This is a genomic window from Mesorhizobium sp. L103C119B0 (assembly GCF_000502235.1).
In the GTDB taxonomy this organism is placed as follows: domain Bacteria; phylum Pseudomonadota; class Alphaproteobacteria; order Rhizobiales; family Rhizobiaceae; genus Mesorhizobium.
In genome coordinates, this window is the sequence record NZ_AYXE01000021.1 from 136,750 (window position 1) to 153,379 (window position 16,630).

Consider the following 16,630-nt stretch of genomic DNA (forward strand, 5'->3'; position numbering starts at 1 on the left):
CGCTCGCGCGTCAGTCCTTCGCCCGCTCCACATAAGCGCCATCGGCCGTCATCACCACCACGCGGGTACCCGGCGCGATGTGCGGCGGCACCAGCGTGCGCACGCCGTTGGAAAGCACGGCCGGCTTGTATGACGAGGACGCCGTCTGGCCTTTGGTCGTCGGCTCCGTCTCGACCACTTCGAAAGTAGCGCGCTGCGGCAGCACCAGGGCTATGGCGATGCCGTTGAACTGCGAGATCTGCACCGCCATGCCTTCGAGCAGGTAGGGCGCCATGTCGCCGACCACGCTTTCCGGCACCGCGACCTGGTCGTAGCTTTCCGGGTTCATGAAGTGATACCCCTCGGCGTCGGCGTAGAGGAAGGTGTGCTCGCGCTCCTCGACATAGGCGCGCTCGACCTGCTCGGTGGTGCGGTAGCGCTCCGAAACCTTCACCCCGTCGGAGATGCGGCGCATGTCGAGCTGGGTGACCGGCGTACCCTTGCCAGGGTGGATGTTTTCGGCAAAGAGGATCACGTAAAGCTTGCCGTCCTTGTCGACGACATTGCCTTTACGGAGCGAACTGGCGATGACCTTCACCACGGTTTTCAATCCTAGACTTCGTTGGCCTGAAACGATCGTTCGGCGCAAATCGGCTGCGAGAGCCGTCGCCGTAGCGCATCTTGGCCCGAACCGCCAGCCCTGTCAGCAATTCCGTTGCCCGGCAAACCCATGACTGGCGCTTCGCCCTGGTGGACGCCGGATGTTCACGCCGACCGCCGGCCGCGGCTGATGGCGCGCAACGCCATAGCTGCCGCCATGCGCGGCTGGTTTGGCGAGCGCGACTTCATCGAGGTCGAGACGGCGGCGCTGCAGATATCACCGGGCAATGAGACGCATCTCTCAGCCTTCGCCACCGAGGCGATCGGCGCCGACGGCGCGCCCCGGCCGCTTTACCTCCACACCTCACCGGAATTCGCCTGCAAGAAGCTGCTTGCCGCCGGCGAACGGCGCATCTTCAGCCTGGGCGCCGTCTGGCGCAACCGCGAGCGCGGTCCTTTGCATCACCCGGAGTTCACCATGCTCGAATGGTATCGGGTCGGCGAAACCTATGAGAGCCTGATGGCTGATTGCGCCGAACTGCTGAAGCTCGCGGCTGAGCGGGCCGGCGCCAAAACCTTCCGCTTTCGCGGCCGCGAGGCCGATCCGTTTGCCGAGCCGGAACGCGTGAGCGTGGCGGAAGCTTTTGCGCGTTACGCCGGCATCGATCTTCTTGCCACCGTTTCTGCCGATGGCGGCACAGACCGCGCCGCACTCCATGATGCTCTGGTCAAGGCCGGCCTGCGCACGGCCGACGATGACAACTGGGCCGATTTGTTCAGCCGCGTGATGGTGGAAAAGGTCGAACCGATGCTGGGGCAGGGGCGGGCCACAATCCTCTATGGCTATCCGATCTCCGAGGCCGCCTTGGCCCGGCCGAGCGCGGAGGACCAGCGCGTGGCCGAGCGCTTCGAGCTCTATTGCTGCGGCGTCGAGCTCGCCAATGCTTTTGGCGAACTGACCGATCCGGCCGAGCAGCGCCGGCGCTTTGCCGCCGAGATGGACGAGAAGGAGCGCGTCTATGGCGAGCGCTATCCGCTGGATGAGGATTTTCTCGCCGCCCTCGCCATCATGCCGCAAGCCAGCGGCTCGGCGCTTGGCTTCGACCGGCTGGTGATGCTGGCAACGGGCGCGACGAGGATCGATGACGTGATCTGGACGCCGGTCGCCACTCCTTGATGGAAATCGGCCTCGGTTAAACTCACAAACCGGTCAAGCCGCGCGTCTGTGGCGCCGCCGCGGATGGGCTTTGCGGGCCGCTTGGGCGCTATGCCGCAGCGGGACAATTGCCCGTGCGCCATTGCACAAGCCGCATTGGGACAATAGATGGTGCAGCAGCCGCTACCGCCCGGCGCGGCTTCAGCCAGGACCACGCGCATGACCGATACATCAGAGGCAGCGAAATTGACCGACCGCGTCGCGGCACTGGTCGAGGCTGCCAAGCGGGCCGGCGCCGACGCCGCCGACGCGGTTGCCGTGCGCGGCCGCTCGATCGGCGTGTCGGTGCGGCTGGGAAAGGTCGAGAACACCGAAGCGTCCGAGGGCGACGATGTCTCGCTGCGCGTCTTCGTCGGCAACCGGGTGGCGAGCGTCTCGGCGACGGCGGCATCGGACCCCAAGGCGCTGGCTGAACGCGCCGTGGCCATGGCCAAAGTCTCGCCCGAGGACCCCTATCAGGGTCTCGCCGATCCGGCTTTGCTGGTCGGCAAGGTGCGCGACCTCGATCTGTTCGACGCCACCGAGGTTTCGGCCGATCAGTTGAAGGAAGCGGCCCTTGCCGCCGAGGAAGCGGCCCTTGCAGTCAAGGGCGTCACCAATTCGGCCGGCAGCGGCGCCAGCGCCGGTCTTGGCGGGCTGGTGCTGGCCACGTCGAACGGCTTCGTCGGCCACTATGTCGCATCGCGCTTTTCGCGTTCGGCCAGCGTTATTGCGGGCGAAGGCACCGGCATGGAGCGCGACTACGAATACTCCTCGAACCAGCATTTTTCCGATCTCGACGCGCCGGAGCTGATCGGCCGCAAGGCCGGCGAGCGCGCCGTGCGCCGCCTCGGCGCCCGCAAGGCGGCGACCGGTCCGGTCAACGTTGTGTTCGATCCGCGCGTCGCGCGCGGCATTGCCGGCCATCTCGCCGGCGCCATCAACGGCGCTTCGGTGGCGCGCAAGACCAGTTTCTTGCGCGAGATGATGGGCAAGCAGGTTGCGTCGGCTGCCATCACCGTCACCGACGAGCCGCTACGGCGTCGCGGCCAGGCCTCGCGCCCGTTCGACGGCGAAGGCGTCGAGGGCGAAAAGCTGTTGATGGTCGAGAACGGCGTGCTGAAGCACTGGTTCCTGTCGACGTCCGCCGCGCGGGAATTGGGGCTGACCACCAACGGACGCGGCGCGCGCAGCGGCTCGTCGGTATCGCCGTCTTCGACCAATCTCGCCATCGAGCCGGGCGACAGGACGCCGGAAGACCTGATCAGGTCGCTGAAATCCGGCTTTTATGTCACCGAAGTGTTCGGCCAGGGCGTCGACATGGTGACCGGCGAATACAGCCGTGGCGCATCCGGCTTCTGGATCGACAATGGTGAGCTTGCCTATCCGGTGGCCGAGGTGACCATCGCCTCCAATTTGAAGACGATGTTCCTCAACATGGTGCCGGCGAGCGATCTTGACCGCGATTTCGGCACCGCCGCACCGACGCTGCTGATCGAAGGAATGACCCTTGCCGGAGCGTGACCCGGTCATATCGGCCGGGGCCTCGGACGACCTCGATCTGCTGCGCGACGCCGCCCGCGAGGCGGGCGCGATCGCCATGCGCTATTTCGGCAAGAACCCGCAAGTGTGGATGAAGGGCGGCACCTCGCCGGTCAGCGAAGCCGACCACGCGGCGGACGCCTATTTGCGCGAGACCCTGCTTGCGGCGCGGCCGGACTATGGCTGGCTATCAGAGGAAACGACTGACGATCCGGCGCGGCTTCTGGCGCGGCGCACCTTTGTCGTCGACCCCATAGACGGCACCCGCGGCTTCCTCGAAGGTCTGCGCTCGTGGTGCGTCAGCGTCGCGGTGGTCGAGAATGGCCGCACGCTCACCGGTGTGCTCGAATGTCCGGCCAAGGGCGAAACCTATTGGGCGCTGCCTGGCCATGGAGCTTTCCGCAACGGCAAGCCGATTGCCGTGCGCGGCCTGGGTAAGACGGTCGAGATCGGCGGGCTGAAGCAGTTGATCGACCTGATGCCGGCGCAATGGCAAAGCCGGGTGCGGCGCGCGGCGCACATTCCCTCGCTCGCCTACCGGCTGGCCATGGTCGCCAACGGCACGCTCGACGCAACCTTCGTCAAGCCCAACGCGCATGACTGGGATATCGCCGCCGCCGATCTCATCTTGCGCGAGGCTGGCGGCGCCGTGCTCGACGGCCATGGCCGCGCGCCGCTTTATGCCGGGGAGATCATCCGTCACGGCGCGCTGGTCGCCGGCAGCGGGCAGCTGCTGACCGTGCTTGCCGGCGTCATTGCCGATACGGAAGCGTGATCGAAGGTTCCAAAGTCGCCAGCTTTGGGCTAGACCTGTCGCAAACTCACAATATGTGAAGGACCGAAATGGCCGCGGAAGACGGAAAGAAACAGCTTTTGCACCTGGTGTTCGGCGGCGAGCTGAAGCAGCTGGGAGGCACCGAGTTCCGCGATCTCGACGCGCTCGACATCGTTGGCGTCTATCCGGACTATCAAACCGCGCACACCGCGTGGAAGGCCAAGGCGCAAGCCAGCGTGGACAATGCCCATATGCGCTATTTCGTCGTCCATCTGCACCGGCTGCTCGACCCTGAAAGCAAGGCCGCCGGTTGACAGCGATGGAGCATGAAGCGGTGAAAGGGCAGCCCACCGGCGCCGCGGTCCGAAGAAGACGCGGCGGCAGTTCGAAGACGTTCTGGCGCAAGATCCGCGAGCCGTTGGCGCAGTCGCGAATCGTCAAGAGCATCATCGTCAGCCTGCTCGCCCAGTTCGTCCGCCTGGTGCGCCTGACCAACCGCGTGGTCGAAGGCTCGGCTAAATTTTCAGGCGGCGACTACGCCGAATTCGAACCCGGCATCATCGCGCTCTGGCATGGCCAGCATCTGCTGACCCCAGCCTATTATCCCAAGGGACGGCCGCTGGTCGCCATGGTCTCGCGCAGCGCCGACGCCGAACTCAACGCGCTGATGATCGAAAAATTCGGCATCGAGGCGGTGCGCGGCTCCGGCGGGCGTGAAAGCACGAAGCATCTCGACAAGGGCGGGGCCAAGGCGCTCATCGCCCTGAAAAAGTCACTCGTGGCCGGCAAGAACGTCGCCATGATCGCCGACATTCCCCACGGCACGCCGCGCGACGCGGGGCTTGGTATCGTTCTGCTGGCACGCCTTTCCGGCCGGCCGATCATGCCTGCCGCCATCGCCACCAGCCGCCGCAAGGTGCTGGAAAGGAGCTGGGACAAGACCACCATCAACCTGCCGTTCGGCCGCTCCTCGATCGTCATCGGAACGCCGGTTTTCGTGCCGGCCAATGCCGACGAGGCCGAAATGGAGCGCAAGCGCCAGGAAGTCACGGCCGCGCTCAATGCCGCAACCGCCGAGGCCTATCGGCTCGTGGACGGCAGGCCATGAGCGTCGGCTGGGCGCGCGCCTTCCTGGCGGCCTACCGCCTTGCCGGTGCAGCCGCCTATCCGCTGATGGGTCCCTATGTCGCCTGGCGCACATCGCAGGGCAAGGAAGACCGCAGCCGCAGCCGTGAGCGCTACGGCGTTGCCGGGCGGCCGCGCCCCGAAGGGCCGGTGATCTGGATCCATGCGGCAAGCGTCGGCGAGACCCTTGCGGTCGTGCCGCTGGTGCAAAGCATCCTCGACTACGGTGTCAACATCGTGCTGACGACGGGAACAGTGACCTCGGCGCAGGTTGCCGACGAACGGCTGGGCGACCGCATCATCCACCAATATGTTCCGCTCGACCTGAAGCCGGCCGTCAGCCGCTTTCTCGATCACTGGCGGCCGGACCTGGCTATCATCGCCGAATCCGAGATATGGCCGATGACGATCCTCGAGCTCGGCGCCCGACACGTGCCGCAGGTGCTGGTCAACGGCCGGCTGTCCGACCGTTCGTTCAAATCCTGGAAGAAGCGCGCCAACATCGCCGAGGCGCTGTTCGAGAACCTCGCACACGTCGTTGCCCAGTCGGATGTCGACGGCGAACGGTTTCGCGCGCTTGGCGCCCGGCCGGTCACCGTGTCCGGCAACCTCAAGGTCGACACCTTGCCGCCGCCCGTCGACGAACGGGCGCTGGCGACGCTGAAGCGCCAGATCGCCGGCCGCCCGACCTGGGCGGCAATTTCGACCCATGACGGCGAGGAGGTGGTCGCGGCGGAAGTCCACGCCACGCTCTACAAGCGCCACCATGGCCTACTGACGATCATCGTCCCGCGCCATCCCGACCGCGCCGAAGCGCTGGCTGCACAGATTTCCGGCATGGGCCTGAAGCTGGCGCGGCGCAGCAAGGGCGACCGGATCACCGCCGACAGCGATATCCTGCTCGGCGATACGATCGGCGAGATGGGGCTTTATCTCCGGCTGACGGAAATCGCCTTTGTCGGCCGCTCGCTGACCTCGGAAGGCGGCCAGAATCCGTTGGAGCCGGCCATGCTCGACACCGCTGTGCTGGCCGGCCGCAACGTCCAAAATTTTCGCGAGGCCTATCAGCGCCTGCTCGACAGCGGCGGCGCCAAGCTGGTGCGCGACCGCGACATGCTGGCCGGCGCCGTCAATTTCCTGCTGAGCAATGAAGTTGCGCGCCATGAGATGATGGCGGCCGGTGCCGCCACAGTCGACCAGATGCGCGGTGCGCTGGCGCACACGCTGAAGTCGCTCGAGCCTTATATCCAGCCATTGATCGTCAAGTCGCGCCTGAAGGGCGCCGACGGGCGATAGGTGGCGTCGGAAGCACCACCTTTCTGGTGGGAAGCGCCGGACTGGCGGGTCTTTGCGCTGTCGCCGCTATCAGCCGTCTATGGCATCGTCGCCGGCCGCCGCATGCATCGGGCGGTACGTGAAAAGATCGACGCGCCAGTGCTTTGCGTCGGCAACTTCACCGTCGGCGGCAGCGGCAAGACGCCGATCGCCATCGCGCTGGCCAAGCAGGCCCGGCGCATGCAGCTCAATCCCGGATTCCTGTCGCGCGGCCATGGCGGCTCGTTCGCGCAGCCGCATGTCGTCGATGCCAGTCACGACGCTGCAAAGCATGTCGGCGACGAGCCGCTGCTTTTGGCCGAGCACGCGCCGGTTGCGGTGAGCCCCAACCGCGCTGCCGGCGCCAAGCTGCTCATGGAAGCCCATGGCTGCGATTTCCTGATCATGGATGACGGTTTTCAGAGCGCACGCATCCATATCGATTATGCGCTGGTCGTCGTCGACGCCCGTTACGGCATCGGCAACGGCCGGGTCATTCCGGGCGGTCCGCTGAGAGCCAACATCGTCGACCAACTGGTGTTCACCGACGGGCTGTTGAAGATGGGCGAGGGCGCTGCCGCCGACCAGGTCGTGCGCCAAGCGGCGCGCGCCGGCCGGCCGATCTTCGAGGCGCATGCCGAGCCCGCGGCCAAGGAGCGGTTCGCCGGCCGGCGGTTCCTCGCCTTTGCCGGCATCGGCCACCCCGAAAAATTCTTCGACACGCTGCGCGGCAGTGGTGCGGAAGTGGCGCTGAGCCGGTCGTTTCCGGACCATCACTTCTATGCCCCTGATGAACTCGCGGAACTGGCGGCAACCGCGCGCCGCGATGGACTGGGCCTCGTCACCACCGCCAAGGACGCCGCCCGGCTGCGCCACGGCGCTGCCCCGGCCGATTTCCTCGCTGAACTCGCCGTGCTGGAGATCGACGCCACGTTCGAACTCGACACTGTGCCGGAGCGCATCATCGACGAGACGCTGGATGCCTGGAGACAGCGCCGGCTGCGAGGGTAGGGCGCTCCCGCGTTGACACAGGATATTTCTCGCCGCTTATCACTATTATAAGTCAGACCGGCTTCAGCGCGGGGGGTGGATAGGTTGCGGGCACTCTTTGTGGGCTTTGTTCTTGTGGCGATGGCGAACCCATCTTCGGCGCAGGCACCCACCGCGACCGACAGCGAATTTCTGGTCTCGGTCACCGAAGCGGACGGTGCTACCCACGTTCGGCCCTCAAACATTGTACCGCTTATCCCCGATAGCGCCTGCTTTGAATGGCGCGTACGTCTGGCGCAAGGCGACAGACTGGTATCGGTCACCGAGGTGTTCGCGCTTCCCGCGGAGCCCAGGCAGTGGGGTGGTATCGACGGAAACGAATACAGCTTGAGCAAGCTATCGGGCGATCGAAGGGTCTCCGAGACCACCATGTTCTACAAACCGCAGGACGGATGGATCTCGCATGGCTGGTGCATGGCCGAGGGTGATCCGATCGGGCCGTATTCCATCAAAGTGCTTGTCGGAGATCGGCTTGTTCATAAATTCGACTTTTCGGTCGAAAACGCGCCGGCATCCTCAAAGCCATAGTCCTGCAGGCGTTCCAGGAAAATCAGATCGACGGTGAGCCTTGCTTTCCGGTGTGCCGATCTAACCCCGGCTGCGCAGGTCCGGATGCATCTCGATCTCGCGGCGCAGCGAGGCGGCGGCGCTGACATAGGGCTCCTGCCTGGCGACGCTCCAATATTTGAGCTCGTCCAGCGGAATGCTCTCGCCGGTCACCGCGCAGCGCACGAAGGCGCCGGGGCTGGTGACCTGGAAGTCGCCGTCGAGATAGCGGATACGGGCTTCCTTGCCGCCGGGGCCTTCGAAGCGGTTCATCATGGAGTGGTGCCAAGGTTCATGCTGATTTCATCGCCATAAATTGCCGGCAAGGTCAAGCTTGACGCAATGCTGAGGCGCTATTGTCGCTCCAAACCATTCTTATGGGACCGGCATGGACATTTCATCCGCCCGCCTGACCGCGCTGCTGCGTGAGGCCATGATGTTGGCAGCGTTGCCGTCGGCGAAGGCCGATCCGGCGAAAGCAGCACTTATAAAGGCGCTGGTGCAGCCGCCGACGCCGTCCGGCGCGCCTTTGCAGCCGGCAGCGGCGCCGGCGCTGCAGGCGCTGTTGTCCGCAGCCACCGCAAAGGGGCAGCAGACGGGTTCTGCCGAGATCCTGCAGGCCTATCTGGCGCTTGCCGAACCGGGTGACGCGGCGCCCGACGATTTCGGGCCGACAACGGCTGCGACAGGCAAGGCGACGCCAGCCAACGACGATGCACAGCGCGGTCTGCCGGTGCCGCCGGCCAGGGCCGATGATGGCGCTGCCGCAAAGCCGGCAGGACTGCCCTGGTTTGCGCTTCTCGCACCGGGGGTTTCGCCGCCGCGCCGCGCCTCCGCCACCGACGCGGCGGCGAAGCGGGGGCAGGCGATGTCTGGGTCGAATGACACGGTCCAGCCCGAAGGCCGGCAGCAGATGCGTGTCGGCCTGATGGCGCTGGCAGCCGGGTTTCTGGCCGTCGCCATTGTCGGGCTCGCCTTGCTGGTGCTTGGCTGAGCACCGAACGATCGCCGCTATCGCTCGGCTTCGAGGAAAGCTTCCATCTTGTCCATCGCCAGCCCCGCCTCGACAGCGATACGGCGTGAAAGTTCGGCGGCAGCCGTACGCGGCCGCCCCAGCGGCCGGTCCAGCCAGTACGACACCGGGTTCAGCGCCCTGCGCTCGTCGACGGCGACGATGCGGCCTGCCTCCAACTGGTGTCCGGTCAGCGGTGGCCGCGCCAGCGCGATGCCGAGCCCGTAAGCTGCGGCGTCGAGCACGAGATTGTAGTCCTCGAAGCGGCGATCCTGCGGGCGCGGGCGGTAGTCCATCCCTTGCGCGGCAAACCAGGCACGCCAGCCGGAGGCGTCGGAATCGTTGATCAGTGGAAACCTCAGCAGCCGGGCCGGGTCGCCGCGGCCGATCTCGCGGGCAAGGCCGGGCGCGGCGACGGGAAAGACATGTTCCTCGAACAGCTTCACCGAGATGCGGCCCGGAATGCCGCCGCGGCCGCAGCGGACCGACAGGTCGATGCCTTCATCGGCAAGGTCGGCCTGGCGGATGTCGACGTCGAGGACGATGCGCAGCTTGGTGGGATTGTTCTCCAGCGCCGCCATGCGTGGCATCAGCCACAGCCCGCTGACGGAGGGTATCGAGGTCAGCCGCACCACGGCGGTGCCGCGCGGCTCGACCCAGCGGTCGGAATGGCTGGAGATCAGCGCAAAGGCTTCCGCCGTGCGCAGATGCAGGCGGTTGCCCTCGATGGTCAGCGAGACGCCGCGCGCGCCGCGGTCGAACACTTTCAAGCCCAGCCAGTCCTCCAGCTTGGCGATCTGCCGGCTGACGGCGCCGTGGGTGATGTTGAGCTTCTCGGCCGCGGCCGAAAAGCTCCCCGTTCGCGCCGCCGCATCGAAGGCGCGCAGGGTCTCGAGCGGCACCATTGTGTCTGAGCTGTGATCCATAGTCACAGGTGATCCTCGATTTGATCGTTTGTCAACGGCGCCGAAAAGGCGCTTTCTGCCTTTCAACTCTGGGAACCCGAGGACAGGCAGATGAGCGCAACGACTAGCACGTCGAATCCGACACAGCGGATGGACACCACGGCGGCCATCGCCGTGGCGTTGACGGTGGTCGGCTGGGCCTCGGCCTTTCCGGCGATCCGTGCCGGCCTCGCCGCTTTCGGGCCGCTGGAACTCGGTGCGCTGCGCTTTGCCATTGCCGCGGTGCCGGCGGCGATCTTTCTTGCCGTCAAGCGCCCGGCGCTGCCGAGGCTCGACGAAGTGTGGCGCCTGGTCTTTGGCGGCGCCATCTTCGTCGCGCTCTACACTGTCATGCTCAATTTCGGCGAACTGACCGTGTCGGCGGGTGCCGCCGGTTTCATCATCAATGTCAGTCCGGTCTTCACCGCCATCATGGCAATGGCATTGCTGGGCGAGCGCTTCTCAAGCTGGGCCTGGTTCGGCACGGCGATTTCTTTCGCCGGCATCGGCATCATCGCCGTGGCCGACGGCAATGGCTTGAGTTTCGACACCGGCGCGCTGCTGGTTCTTGGCTCCGCGCTGTGCTCGGCCGTCAACACGATCGTCCAGAAGCCGCTCTTTGCCCGCCATCACCCGCTGACCATTTCGGCCTCCAACATGATCCTTGGCGCGCTTTGCCTGGCACCCTTTCTGCCAAGCGGCTTTGCGCAGGCCGCGGCCGCCAACACGGCCGGTATCGGCGCCGTGATCTTTCTTGGCATCGTGCCCAGCCTGATCGCCTATGCCGCATGGGCAACCGCACTGTCGCGCCTCCCGGCAGCGCGCGCGTCGAACTTCCTCTATCTGGTCTCGCCCATGTCGGCCCTGATCGGCTTCTTCTGGCTGGGCGAAGTGCCGACGCTACTTGGTATCCTCGGCGGCGCACTGGCGCTGGGCGGCGTGATCGTGGTGAATTTAAAGCGTTAAAACAAATGATTTGAGCTGTTTTCGGACTCAAACCGAGAACCGCTTCCATCAGAATGCAGACACCCAGAGGAAGGACAGCTATGGTACGCTGCCTTCACTGGGGGACGGAATGGCAAGACTGTTCATATCGGCAATTTTTTTGCGTTTTGCTGCTGACCGGGAAAGCCGCCGCGGGCTGGTATCAGGTCGAAAACTACGAAGGCTCCATCGGACCTAACCCCGTCCACCTATCGCTGCAGAGATATGACAGTTTCGGCAGCGGGATTACGGTCGAGGGGAGCTATTTCCACGACGCGAAGCAAAGCCCGATAGCGGTGTACGGCAAGATCAGTGGCACCAGCGTCTTCCTTTGCGAGATTGCGGACGACAGGGAGTTCGACCGGGTGCTGGTCATGGGATCGAAAACGCCCGTTGGCACCGCCGGATGTCCGTTTTCTCTCGACCTTGGCGAAAGCGGCGCAACAGGGACTTGGAGCAAGGGCTCGGACAAGTTCCCGATCACGCTGAAGAAGGTCGCAAGCCTCGATGATACCGGTGAGGCGAAGGTTGACGGCACCGTCGAGATTCCCTTCTGGGCGCAGACAGCCACCCACAGATTTGCCGGGGTCTACGAGAAAGCGGGCTTTCTCGTCTGCATGAATAAGCTGCGGGTCATCGATAAGAAGAAAAAGAAGGTCGTTCAGGAGATCGCTTTCGATGACGACGATTGCGATGCCGGCATGCTGATGACTCCCATCTACATGAATGTTCAAAAACAGGTTGGGAGAAGCTTCGAGATAATCTCCGTGAATTTTCGCGGCGGTAGCGCCGGTTACTCAAGGGATTACGTTTTCTCTCATAGGTTCAAGGATTATCGCCTGTTGGTGAATTGAGCGTGTGCCCTGACCTGGCTTGTGCTCACCGCCCAAACAGCCGCTCTATATCGGCGAGCTTGAGTTCGATATAGGTCGGGCGGCCGTGGTTGCAGGTGCCGGAGCCCGGCGTTGCTTCCATCTGGCGCAGCAGCGCGTTCATCTCCTCAGGCTTGAGCAGGCGGCCGGAGCGGACCGAGCCGTGGCAGGCCATAGTCGCGGCGATCTTGTCCAGTCGTTCCTTCAGCGTCTCGATCGTGTCGTTGTCGGCGATCTCGTCGGCAAGATCACGCACCAATTGCTGGACATTGGTTTCGCCGAGCATCGACGGCGTCTCGCGCACCGCCACCGCGCCGGGACCGAAACGCTCAATGCCGAGGCCGAACCGGGCCAGCGTTTCGGAATGCATGGCCAGCCGCTCGGCGTCCTCCTCCGGCAGGTCGACGATCTCCGGCAGAAGCAGCATCTGCGAGGGCACCGCGCGCGAGTGCAGGGCATTCTTCAGCGCCTCGTAGACCAGCCGCTCATGCGCCGCGTGCTGGTCGACGATGACAAGCGAATCCCTGGTCTGGGCGACGATGTAGTTCTCGTGGACCTGCGCGCGTGCGGCGCCCAGCGCGGTGCCGAGCAGCGTCTCGGCCGGCTCGGCTAAGCCGGCACGCGCATCGGCGCTGGCGAGCGGACCGGCGTCGAATGCAGCCTGGTCGTTTTCGCGGAAGCCGACGCCGTTAAATCCCATATCCAGCGGCCGCTGTGGCGAGCGGTCAAAGCCCGAAAAGCCCGAGGCCCGGTAGGCCGCGTCATAACTGCGATGACCGTTGGCAGGACCCGCATGGGCGTAGGAGGCGGCTCCCGGCCGGAACGCCGCCACCATCCCGGCGGCCCCTCTGGTGGCGGCGCGGATGCCGGCATTGGCCAGCGCCTCGCGAATGGCGCCGACGATCAGCCCGCGCACCAGGCCGGGGTCGCGAAAGCGCACATCGGCCTTGGCTGGGTGGACGTTGACGTCGACGGTCGCCGGATCGAGCGTCAGGAACAGCACGGTCACCGCGTGCCGGTCGCGCGGCAGCACATCGGCGAAAGCGCCGCGAATGGCGCCGGCGATCAGCTTGTCGCGCACCGGACGGCCGTTGACATAGGCATATTGCTGCAGCGCGTTGGCGCGGGTGAAGGACGGGATCGAGACGTGGCCGGTCAGGTGCACGCCGTCCCGGCTGGCGTCGATAGCGATGGAATTGTCGGGAAACTCGGCGCCCATCACCTGAGCGACGCGGCGCAGGCTGCCCTCGGTACTGTCATCGGTCGCCGGCAATTCCAGCGTCGAGCGGTCCGAGCCGGCCAGCGTGAAGCGCACGGCGGGGAAGGCGATGGCGATGCGCTTGACCACGTCGCTGGTGGCCGAGCTTTCGGCCCGCTCGCCCTTCATGAATTTGAGCCGCGCCGGCGTGGCAAAGAACAGGTCGCGCACCTCGACCGTTGTGCCGCGATTGGCCGCCGCCGGCTTGACCGCCGAAACGCGGCCGCCTTCGATGGCGATCTCGGCGGCAGCGTCGCCTGCGGTCGTGCGCGAACGGATCGACAGCCGCGCCACCGAACCGATCGACGGCAGCGCCTCGCCACGGAAGCCGAGCGAGCGGATATCATGAATGTTGTCGGCAAGTTTCGAGGTGCAGTGGCGCGCAATGGCCAGCGCCAGTTCCTGTTCGGGGATACCGGAGCCGTCATCGGTGACGCGGATCAGGTTCAGCCCGCCGCCGGCAGTGACGACCTCGACGCGGGAGGCGCCGGCGTCGAGCGCGTTTTCGACCAGTTCCTTCACCACGCTCGCCGGACGCTCGATGACTTCGCCGGCGGCGATCTGGTTGATCATCGTTTCGGAAAGCTGGCGAATGGGCATGGGGGTATTATAGGCGGATTCGAAGGGTGTGCGGAAGGCTTCAATGAATGCCGGACATTGGAGACGCCAGCGGGACAGCACCCCCCTCTGGCCTGCCGGCCATCTCCCCCGCAAGGAGGGAGATCAGATGTCACGACGGCTTTCGCCAATCTTCAATGCTTGAAGGGTGACGCGACATATGAACTGCCAATCTCCCCCCTTGCGGGGGAGATGTCCGGCAGGACAGAGGGGGGTGTGAAGGAACTCCGCGATAGTGACTACGCTGCAACCGATTTCAAGCCTGCGCCGCCAGCCAGTCCCTGACTTTCCGCGCATTCTCGCTCAACTCCCGGTTCTTCGGCCAAACCACATAGAACGCCTTGCCGGTTTTCAGCACATGGTCGGTCACCGGCACCAGCAGCCCCGACGCCAGGAGCCGTTCGGCCAGATGCCGCCAGCCGAGCGCGATGCCCTGGCCCTCCATGACGCCCTGGATCACGAGGCCGTAATCGTTGATGCGCAGGCCGCGCGCGGTGTTGTCGAGCCTGCCGCCCGCAGACTGGAACCATTCGTCCCAGCTAGCCGCCTCGCGGTAGGGCTCCTCGAGGTGGATCAGGCGATGCGTCGCCAGCTCCGCGACGCTCCTTGGCATGCCGAATTTCGCGAGATAGCTGGCGCCAACCACCGGAAAAATCTCCTCGTCGGCCAGCGGCAGCGAATGATAATCGGCCCAGTCCCGCGGTTCGCCGCCGCGAACGGCGAGCGGGATGCCCTCGGCGATGATGTCGAGATCGCGGTCGGCGGTCTGGATGCGCAAGTCGATGCCCGGCAGTTCGTCGCGGAACTGCTGCAGGCGCGGCATCATCCAGAACGAGCCGAAGGCGGTCGACGCCGCCAGCGTGACATGGCCGCCGCTCGCCTGCAGGCGCAGATCCTCGGCCGATTTGCGGATATGCGACAGACCGAGCGAGACGTCGGCATGGAAGCGTTCGCCCGCTTCTGTCAGGACGACCTGGCGGTGGCGGCGCTGGAACAGCTGCGCGCTAAGCTGTTCCTCCAACCCGCGCACCGCATAGGAGACGGCGGCCTGCGTCATGCCGAGCTCGCGCCCGGCAGCGGTGAAGCTCGACAGCCGGCCCGCCGCCTCGAAGACGATCAGGCTGCCGGCCGAGGGCAGGAGGTGGCGCAGGCTTCGCATAAGCTGAGCTTATACAAGAGATCAGGATTTTCCAGCGTCACATCCATATTTCCTCTCGCTAACTTGGTTGGACGGAATGAGGAGGCTCCATGAACGCACCGGCCGCTGAACTGACCGAGCAAACCCACCGCCGCGGCGGTGGTCGCCTCGGACGCAAGGCGCTGAGGAGCGCCCCCGTCACCTCGTTCCCAACGCTGGTCCGCGAGATTCCCACCTACCAGATGGTCCCGGACGAGGCGGTGGAACTGATCCACCAGGAGTCACTCGCCATCCTCGAAGAGGTCGGTTGCGAGTTCCGCGACGACGAGGCGATCGCCATGTGGAAGGCGGCGGGCGCCGACGTGTCCGAGACACGCGTCCGCATCGACCGCGGCCTGCTGATGGAACTGGTCGCGAAGGTTCCGTCCGAGTTCACCCTCAATGCGCGCAATCCCGAGCGCACCGTGAGCGTCGGCGGCAAGAACTCCATCTTCGCGCCGATGTATGGCGCGCCTTACGTGCGCGACCTCGACAACAACCGGCGTTATGGCACGCTTGAAGACCTCAACAATTTCCACAAGCTCGCCTACATGGCCCCGGCGCTGCATTCGTCGAGTTCGATCATCTGCGAGCCGATGGAGATCGCGGTGCCGAAACGGCATCTCCACATCATCCATTCGGCGCTGAAGCATTCCGACAAGCCGTTCATGGGCATCGTTACTTCCAAAGACCGCGCCGAAGACACGATGGCGATGGCGGGCATCGTCTTTGGCGAAGATTTCGTTCGCGACAACCCGGTGCTGGTGTCGATTACCAACTGCAACTCGCCGCTGGTGTGGGACGCCACCATGCTGGACGCGATGAAGGTCTATGCGCGCAGCAATCAGCCGCTGATCCTGGCTCCCTTTGCGCTGTGCGGCGCATCGACTTCGGCCTCGGCCGTCGGCGCGGTGGCGCAGGTCAATGCCGAAGCACTGGCCGGCGTCGCTTTCACCCAACTGCTGCGCCCGGGTTCGCCGCAAATCTACGGCCAGTTCATGGTGACGGTCGACATGAAGACCGGCGCGCCGATGGGCGGCACGCCGGAAGCCGCCCAGATGATGTATCTGATGGGCGCGCTGGCGCGGAAATACAAACTGCCCTGGCGAACCTCCGGCTTCCATGTCGGCTCCAAGCTCAACGACGCCCAGGCCGGCTATGAATCCAACATGCTGATGCATGCCGCCATCCTCGCCGGCGCCAATTATATCTGGCACTCCGCCGGCTGGTTGGAGGCCGGGCTGACATGCGGCTATTCGAAATTCGCCACCGACTGCGAGCAGCTTGTCGGCTGGTATAAATATGCCGGCGGCCTGCCGTTCGACGATTTCAAGGAGGCCATGGCGGCGATCCGCGAAGTCGGGCCGCAGGGCCATTTCCTCGGCACCCAGCACACGCTCGATCATTACGAGTCGGCATTCTTCATGCCCACCATCATGGATTTCAACTCCTACGAACAATGGAAGGCCGGAGGGGCGAAGGACCACGACACGCGCGGCCGCGAGAAAGCCCGCAACATGCTGGCCGACTATGAAGAGCCGAAACTCGATGAGGGCATTGCCGAGGGCCTCAGGGACTTTATCGCGCAGCGCGAAGAGAGGCTGCCCGACAGCGTTAGCTAAGAGAACGACGAATGAGT

General features: G+C 65.1%; 17 protein-coding genes. 12 read left to right on the forward strand and 5 right to left on the reverse strand.

The features are described from left to right. Positions 1–10: 10 nt before the first annotated feature. On the reverse strand, positions 11–580 hold the full coding sequence (gene efp / locus X728_RS140395) for an elongation factor P (protein WP_023682947.1): 570 nt from the start codon (positions 578–580) through the stop codon (positions 11–13). 129 nt (positions 581–709) lie between these two features. Between efp and epmA the strand changes: the two genes are divergently transcribed. The 8 genes from epmA (at position 710) to X728_RS140355 (ending at position 8,108) form a co-directional block, all read left to right on the forward strand. Continuing rightward, complete coding sequence (gene epmA, locus X728_RS140390) at positions 710–1,756, forward strand: EF-P lysine aminoacylase EpmA (RefSeq protein ID WP_023832857.1); 1,047 nt, start codon at positions 710–712, stop codon at positions 1,754–1,756. 198 nt (positions 1,757–1,954) lie between these two features. After that, entirely contained in the window at positions 1,955–3,298 is a 1,344-nt protein-coding gene (locus X728_RS140385) for a TldD/PmbA family protein (protein ID WP_023709712.1), read from the forward strand. Continuing rightward, a complete protein-coding gene (locus tag X728_RS140380; protein WP_023832858.1) occupies positions 3,285–4,091 on the forward strand; it encodes a 3'(2'),5'-bisphosphate nucleotidase CysQ in 807 nt (268 codons plus the stop codon). Before X728_RS140385 ends, X728_RS140380 begins: the two co-directional genes overlap by 14 nt. A gap of 68 nt (positions 4,092–4,159) precedes the next feature. Next, entirely contained in the window at positions 4,160–4,405 is a 246-nt protein-coding gene (locus X728_RS140375) for a DUF4170 domain-containing protein (RefSeq protein WP_023671575.1), read from the forward strand. Between the two features lie 5 nt (positions 4,406–4,410). Continuing rightward, positions 4,411–5,199 carry a lysophospholipid acyltransferase family protein gene (locus tag X728_RS140370; protein ID WP_023671576.1) on the forward strand — a complete coding sequence of 263 codons (789 nt, stop codon included), beginning with the start codon at positions 4,411–4,413 and terminating at the stop codon, positions 5,197–5,199. Then, complete coding sequence (gene waaA, locus X728_RS140365) at positions 5,196–6,512, forward strand: lipid IV(A) 3-deoxy-D-manno-octulosonic acid transferase (protein WP_023689593.1); 1,317 nt, start codon at positions 5,196–5,198, stop codon at positions 6,510–6,512. The genes X728_RS140370 and waaA overlap by 4 nt, the downstream gene beginning before the upstream one ends. After that, complete coding sequence (lpxK, locus tag X728_RS140360; RefSeq protein ID WP_023832859.1) at positions 6,513–7,541, forward strand: tetraacyldisaccharide 4'-kinase; 1,029 nt, start codon at positions 6,513–6,515, stop codon at positions 7,539–7,541. Between the two features lie 84 nt (positions 7,542–7,625). Beyond that, positions 7,626–8,108 carry a hypothetical protein gene (locus X728_RS140355; RefSeq protein WP_155922435.1) on the forward strand — a complete coding sequence of 161 codons (483 nt, stop codon included), beginning with the start codon at positions 7,626–7,628 and terminating at the stop codon, positions 8,106–8,108. A gap of 60 nt (positions 8,109–8,168) precedes the next feature. Here X728_RS140355 and X728_RS140350 read toward each other — a convergent pair whose 3' ends face one another. Further along, positions 8,169–8,402, reverse strand: a complete 234-nt coding sequence (locus X728_RS140350; protein ID WP_023694434.1) for a DUF2093 domain-containing protein — start codon at positions 8,400–8,402, stop codon at positions 8,169–8,171. 112 nt (positions 8,403–8,514) lie between these two features. Between X728_RS140350 and X728_RS140345 the strand changes: the two genes are divergently transcribed. Continuing rightward, on the forward strand, positions 8,515–9,120 hold the full coding sequence (locus X728_RS140345) for a hypothetical protein (protein ID WP_023832860.1): 606 nt from the start codon (positions 8,515–8,517) through the stop codon (positions 9,118–9,120). A 17-nt stretch (positions 9,121–9,137) separates the two neighbouring features. Here X728_RS140345 and X728_RS140340 read toward each other — a convergent pair whose 3' ends face one another. Then, positions 9,138–10,064, reverse strand: a complete 927-nt coding sequence (locus X728_RS140340; RefSeq protein ID WP_023724839.1) for a LysR family transcriptional regulator — start codon at positions 10,062–10,064, stop codon at positions 9,138–9,140. 90 nt (positions 10,065–10,154) lie between these two features. On the opposite strand from X728_RS140340, the gene X728_RS140335 reads away from it, so the two are divergent. Together X728_RS140335 and X728_RS0136185 are read left to right on the forward strand one after the other, a co-directional pair. Further along, positions 10,155–11,048 (forward strand): DMT family transporter, encoded by an 894-nt coding sequence (locus X728_RS140335; protein ID WP_023724840.1) that lies wholly within the window; start codon positions 10,155–10,157, stop codon positions 11,046–11,048. 80 nt (positions 11,049–11,128) lie between these two features. Beyond that, entirely contained in the window at positions 11,129–11,920 is a 792-nt protein-coding gene (locus X728_RS0136185) for a hypothetical protein (protein ID WP_155924035.1), read from the forward strand. A 25-nt stretch (positions 11,921–11,945) separates the two neighbouring features. Here X728_RS0136185 and mutL read toward each other — a convergent pair whose 3' ends face one another. Both mutL and X728_RS140325 read right to left on the reverse strand, forming a co-directional pair. Then, entirely contained in the window at positions 11,946–13,796 is a 1,851-nt protein-coding gene (gene mutL, locus X728_RS140330) for a DNA mismatch repair endonuclease MutL (protein WP_023832862.1), read from the reverse strand. 274 nt (positions 13,797–14,070) lie between these two features. After that, on the reverse strand, positions 14,071–14,973 hold the full coding sequence (locus X728_RS140325) for a LysR substrate-binding domain-containing protein (protein WP_023832863.1): 903 nt from the start codon (positions 14,971–14,973) through the stop codon (positions 14,071–14,073). Positions 14,974–15,062: 89 nt separating this feature from the next. Between X728_RS140325 and X728_RS140320 the strand changes: the two genes are divergently transcribed. Then, positions 15,063–16,613, forward strand: coding sequence for a trimethylamine methyltransferase family protein (locus X728_RS140320; RefSeq protein WP_023832864.1), 1,551 nt, complete (start codon positions 15,063–15,065; stop codon positions 16,611–16,613). Positions 16,614–16,630: the final 17 nt, after the last annotated feature.

What these genes read in the sequence shown, in the direction of transcription:
- epmA (WP_023832857.1), top strand. Translation starts at nt 710, where the DNA reads ATGACTGGCGCTTCGCCCTGGTGGACGCCGGATGTTCACGCCGACCGC.
- X728_RS140385 (WP_023709712.1), top strand. Translation starts at nt 1,955, where the DNA reads ATGACCGATACATCAGAGGCAGCGAAATTGACCGACCGCGTCGCGGCA.
- X728_RS140375 (WP_023671575.1), top strand. Translation starts at nt 4,160, where the DNA reads ATGGCCGCGGAAGACGGAAAGAAACAGCTTTTGCACCTGGTGTTCGGC.
- X728_RS140370 (WP_023671576.1), top strand. Translation starts at nt 4,411, where the DNA reads ATGGAGCATGAAGCGGTGAAAGGGCAGCCCACCGGCGCCGCGGTCCGA.
- waaA (WP_023689593.1), top strand. Translation starts at nt 5,196, where the DNA reads ATGAGCGTCGGCTGGGCGCGCGCCTTCCTGGCGGCCTACCGCCTTGCC.
- X728_RS140350 (WP_023694434.1), bottom strand. Translation starts at nt 8,402, where the DNA reads ATGATGAACCGCTTCGAAGGCCCCGGCGGCAAGGAAGCCCGTATCCGC.
- X728_RS140345 (WP_023832860.1), top strand. Translation starts at nt 8,515, where the DNA reads ATGGACATTTCATCCGCCCGCCTGACCGCGCTGCTGCGTGAGGCCATG.
- X728_RS140340 (WP_023724839.1), bottom strand. Translation starts at nt 10,064, where the DNA reads ATGGATCACAGCTCAGACACAATGGTGCCGCTCGAGACCCTGCGCGCC.
- X728_RS140335 (WP_023724840.1), top strand. Translation starts at nt 10,155, where the DNA reads ATGAGCGCAACGACTAGCACGTCGAATCCGACACAGCGGATGGACACC.
- X728_RS0136185 (WP_155924035.1), top strand. Translation starts at nt 11,129, where the DNA reads ATGGTACGCTGCCTTCACTGGGGGACGGAATGGCAAGACTGTTCATAT.
- mutL (WP_023832862.1), bottom strand. Translation starts at nt 13,796, where the DNA reads ATGCCCATTCGCCAGCTTTCCGAAACGATGATCAACCAGATCGCCGCC.
- X728_RS140325 (WP_023832863.1), bottom strand. Translation starts at nt 14,973, where the DNA reads ATGCGAAGCCTGCGCCACCTCCTGCCCTCGGCCGGCAGCCTGATCGTC.
- X728_RS140320 (WP_023832864.1), top strand. Translation starts at nt 15,063, where the DNA reads ATGAACGCACCGGCCGCTGAACTGACCGAGCAAACCCACCGCCGCGGC.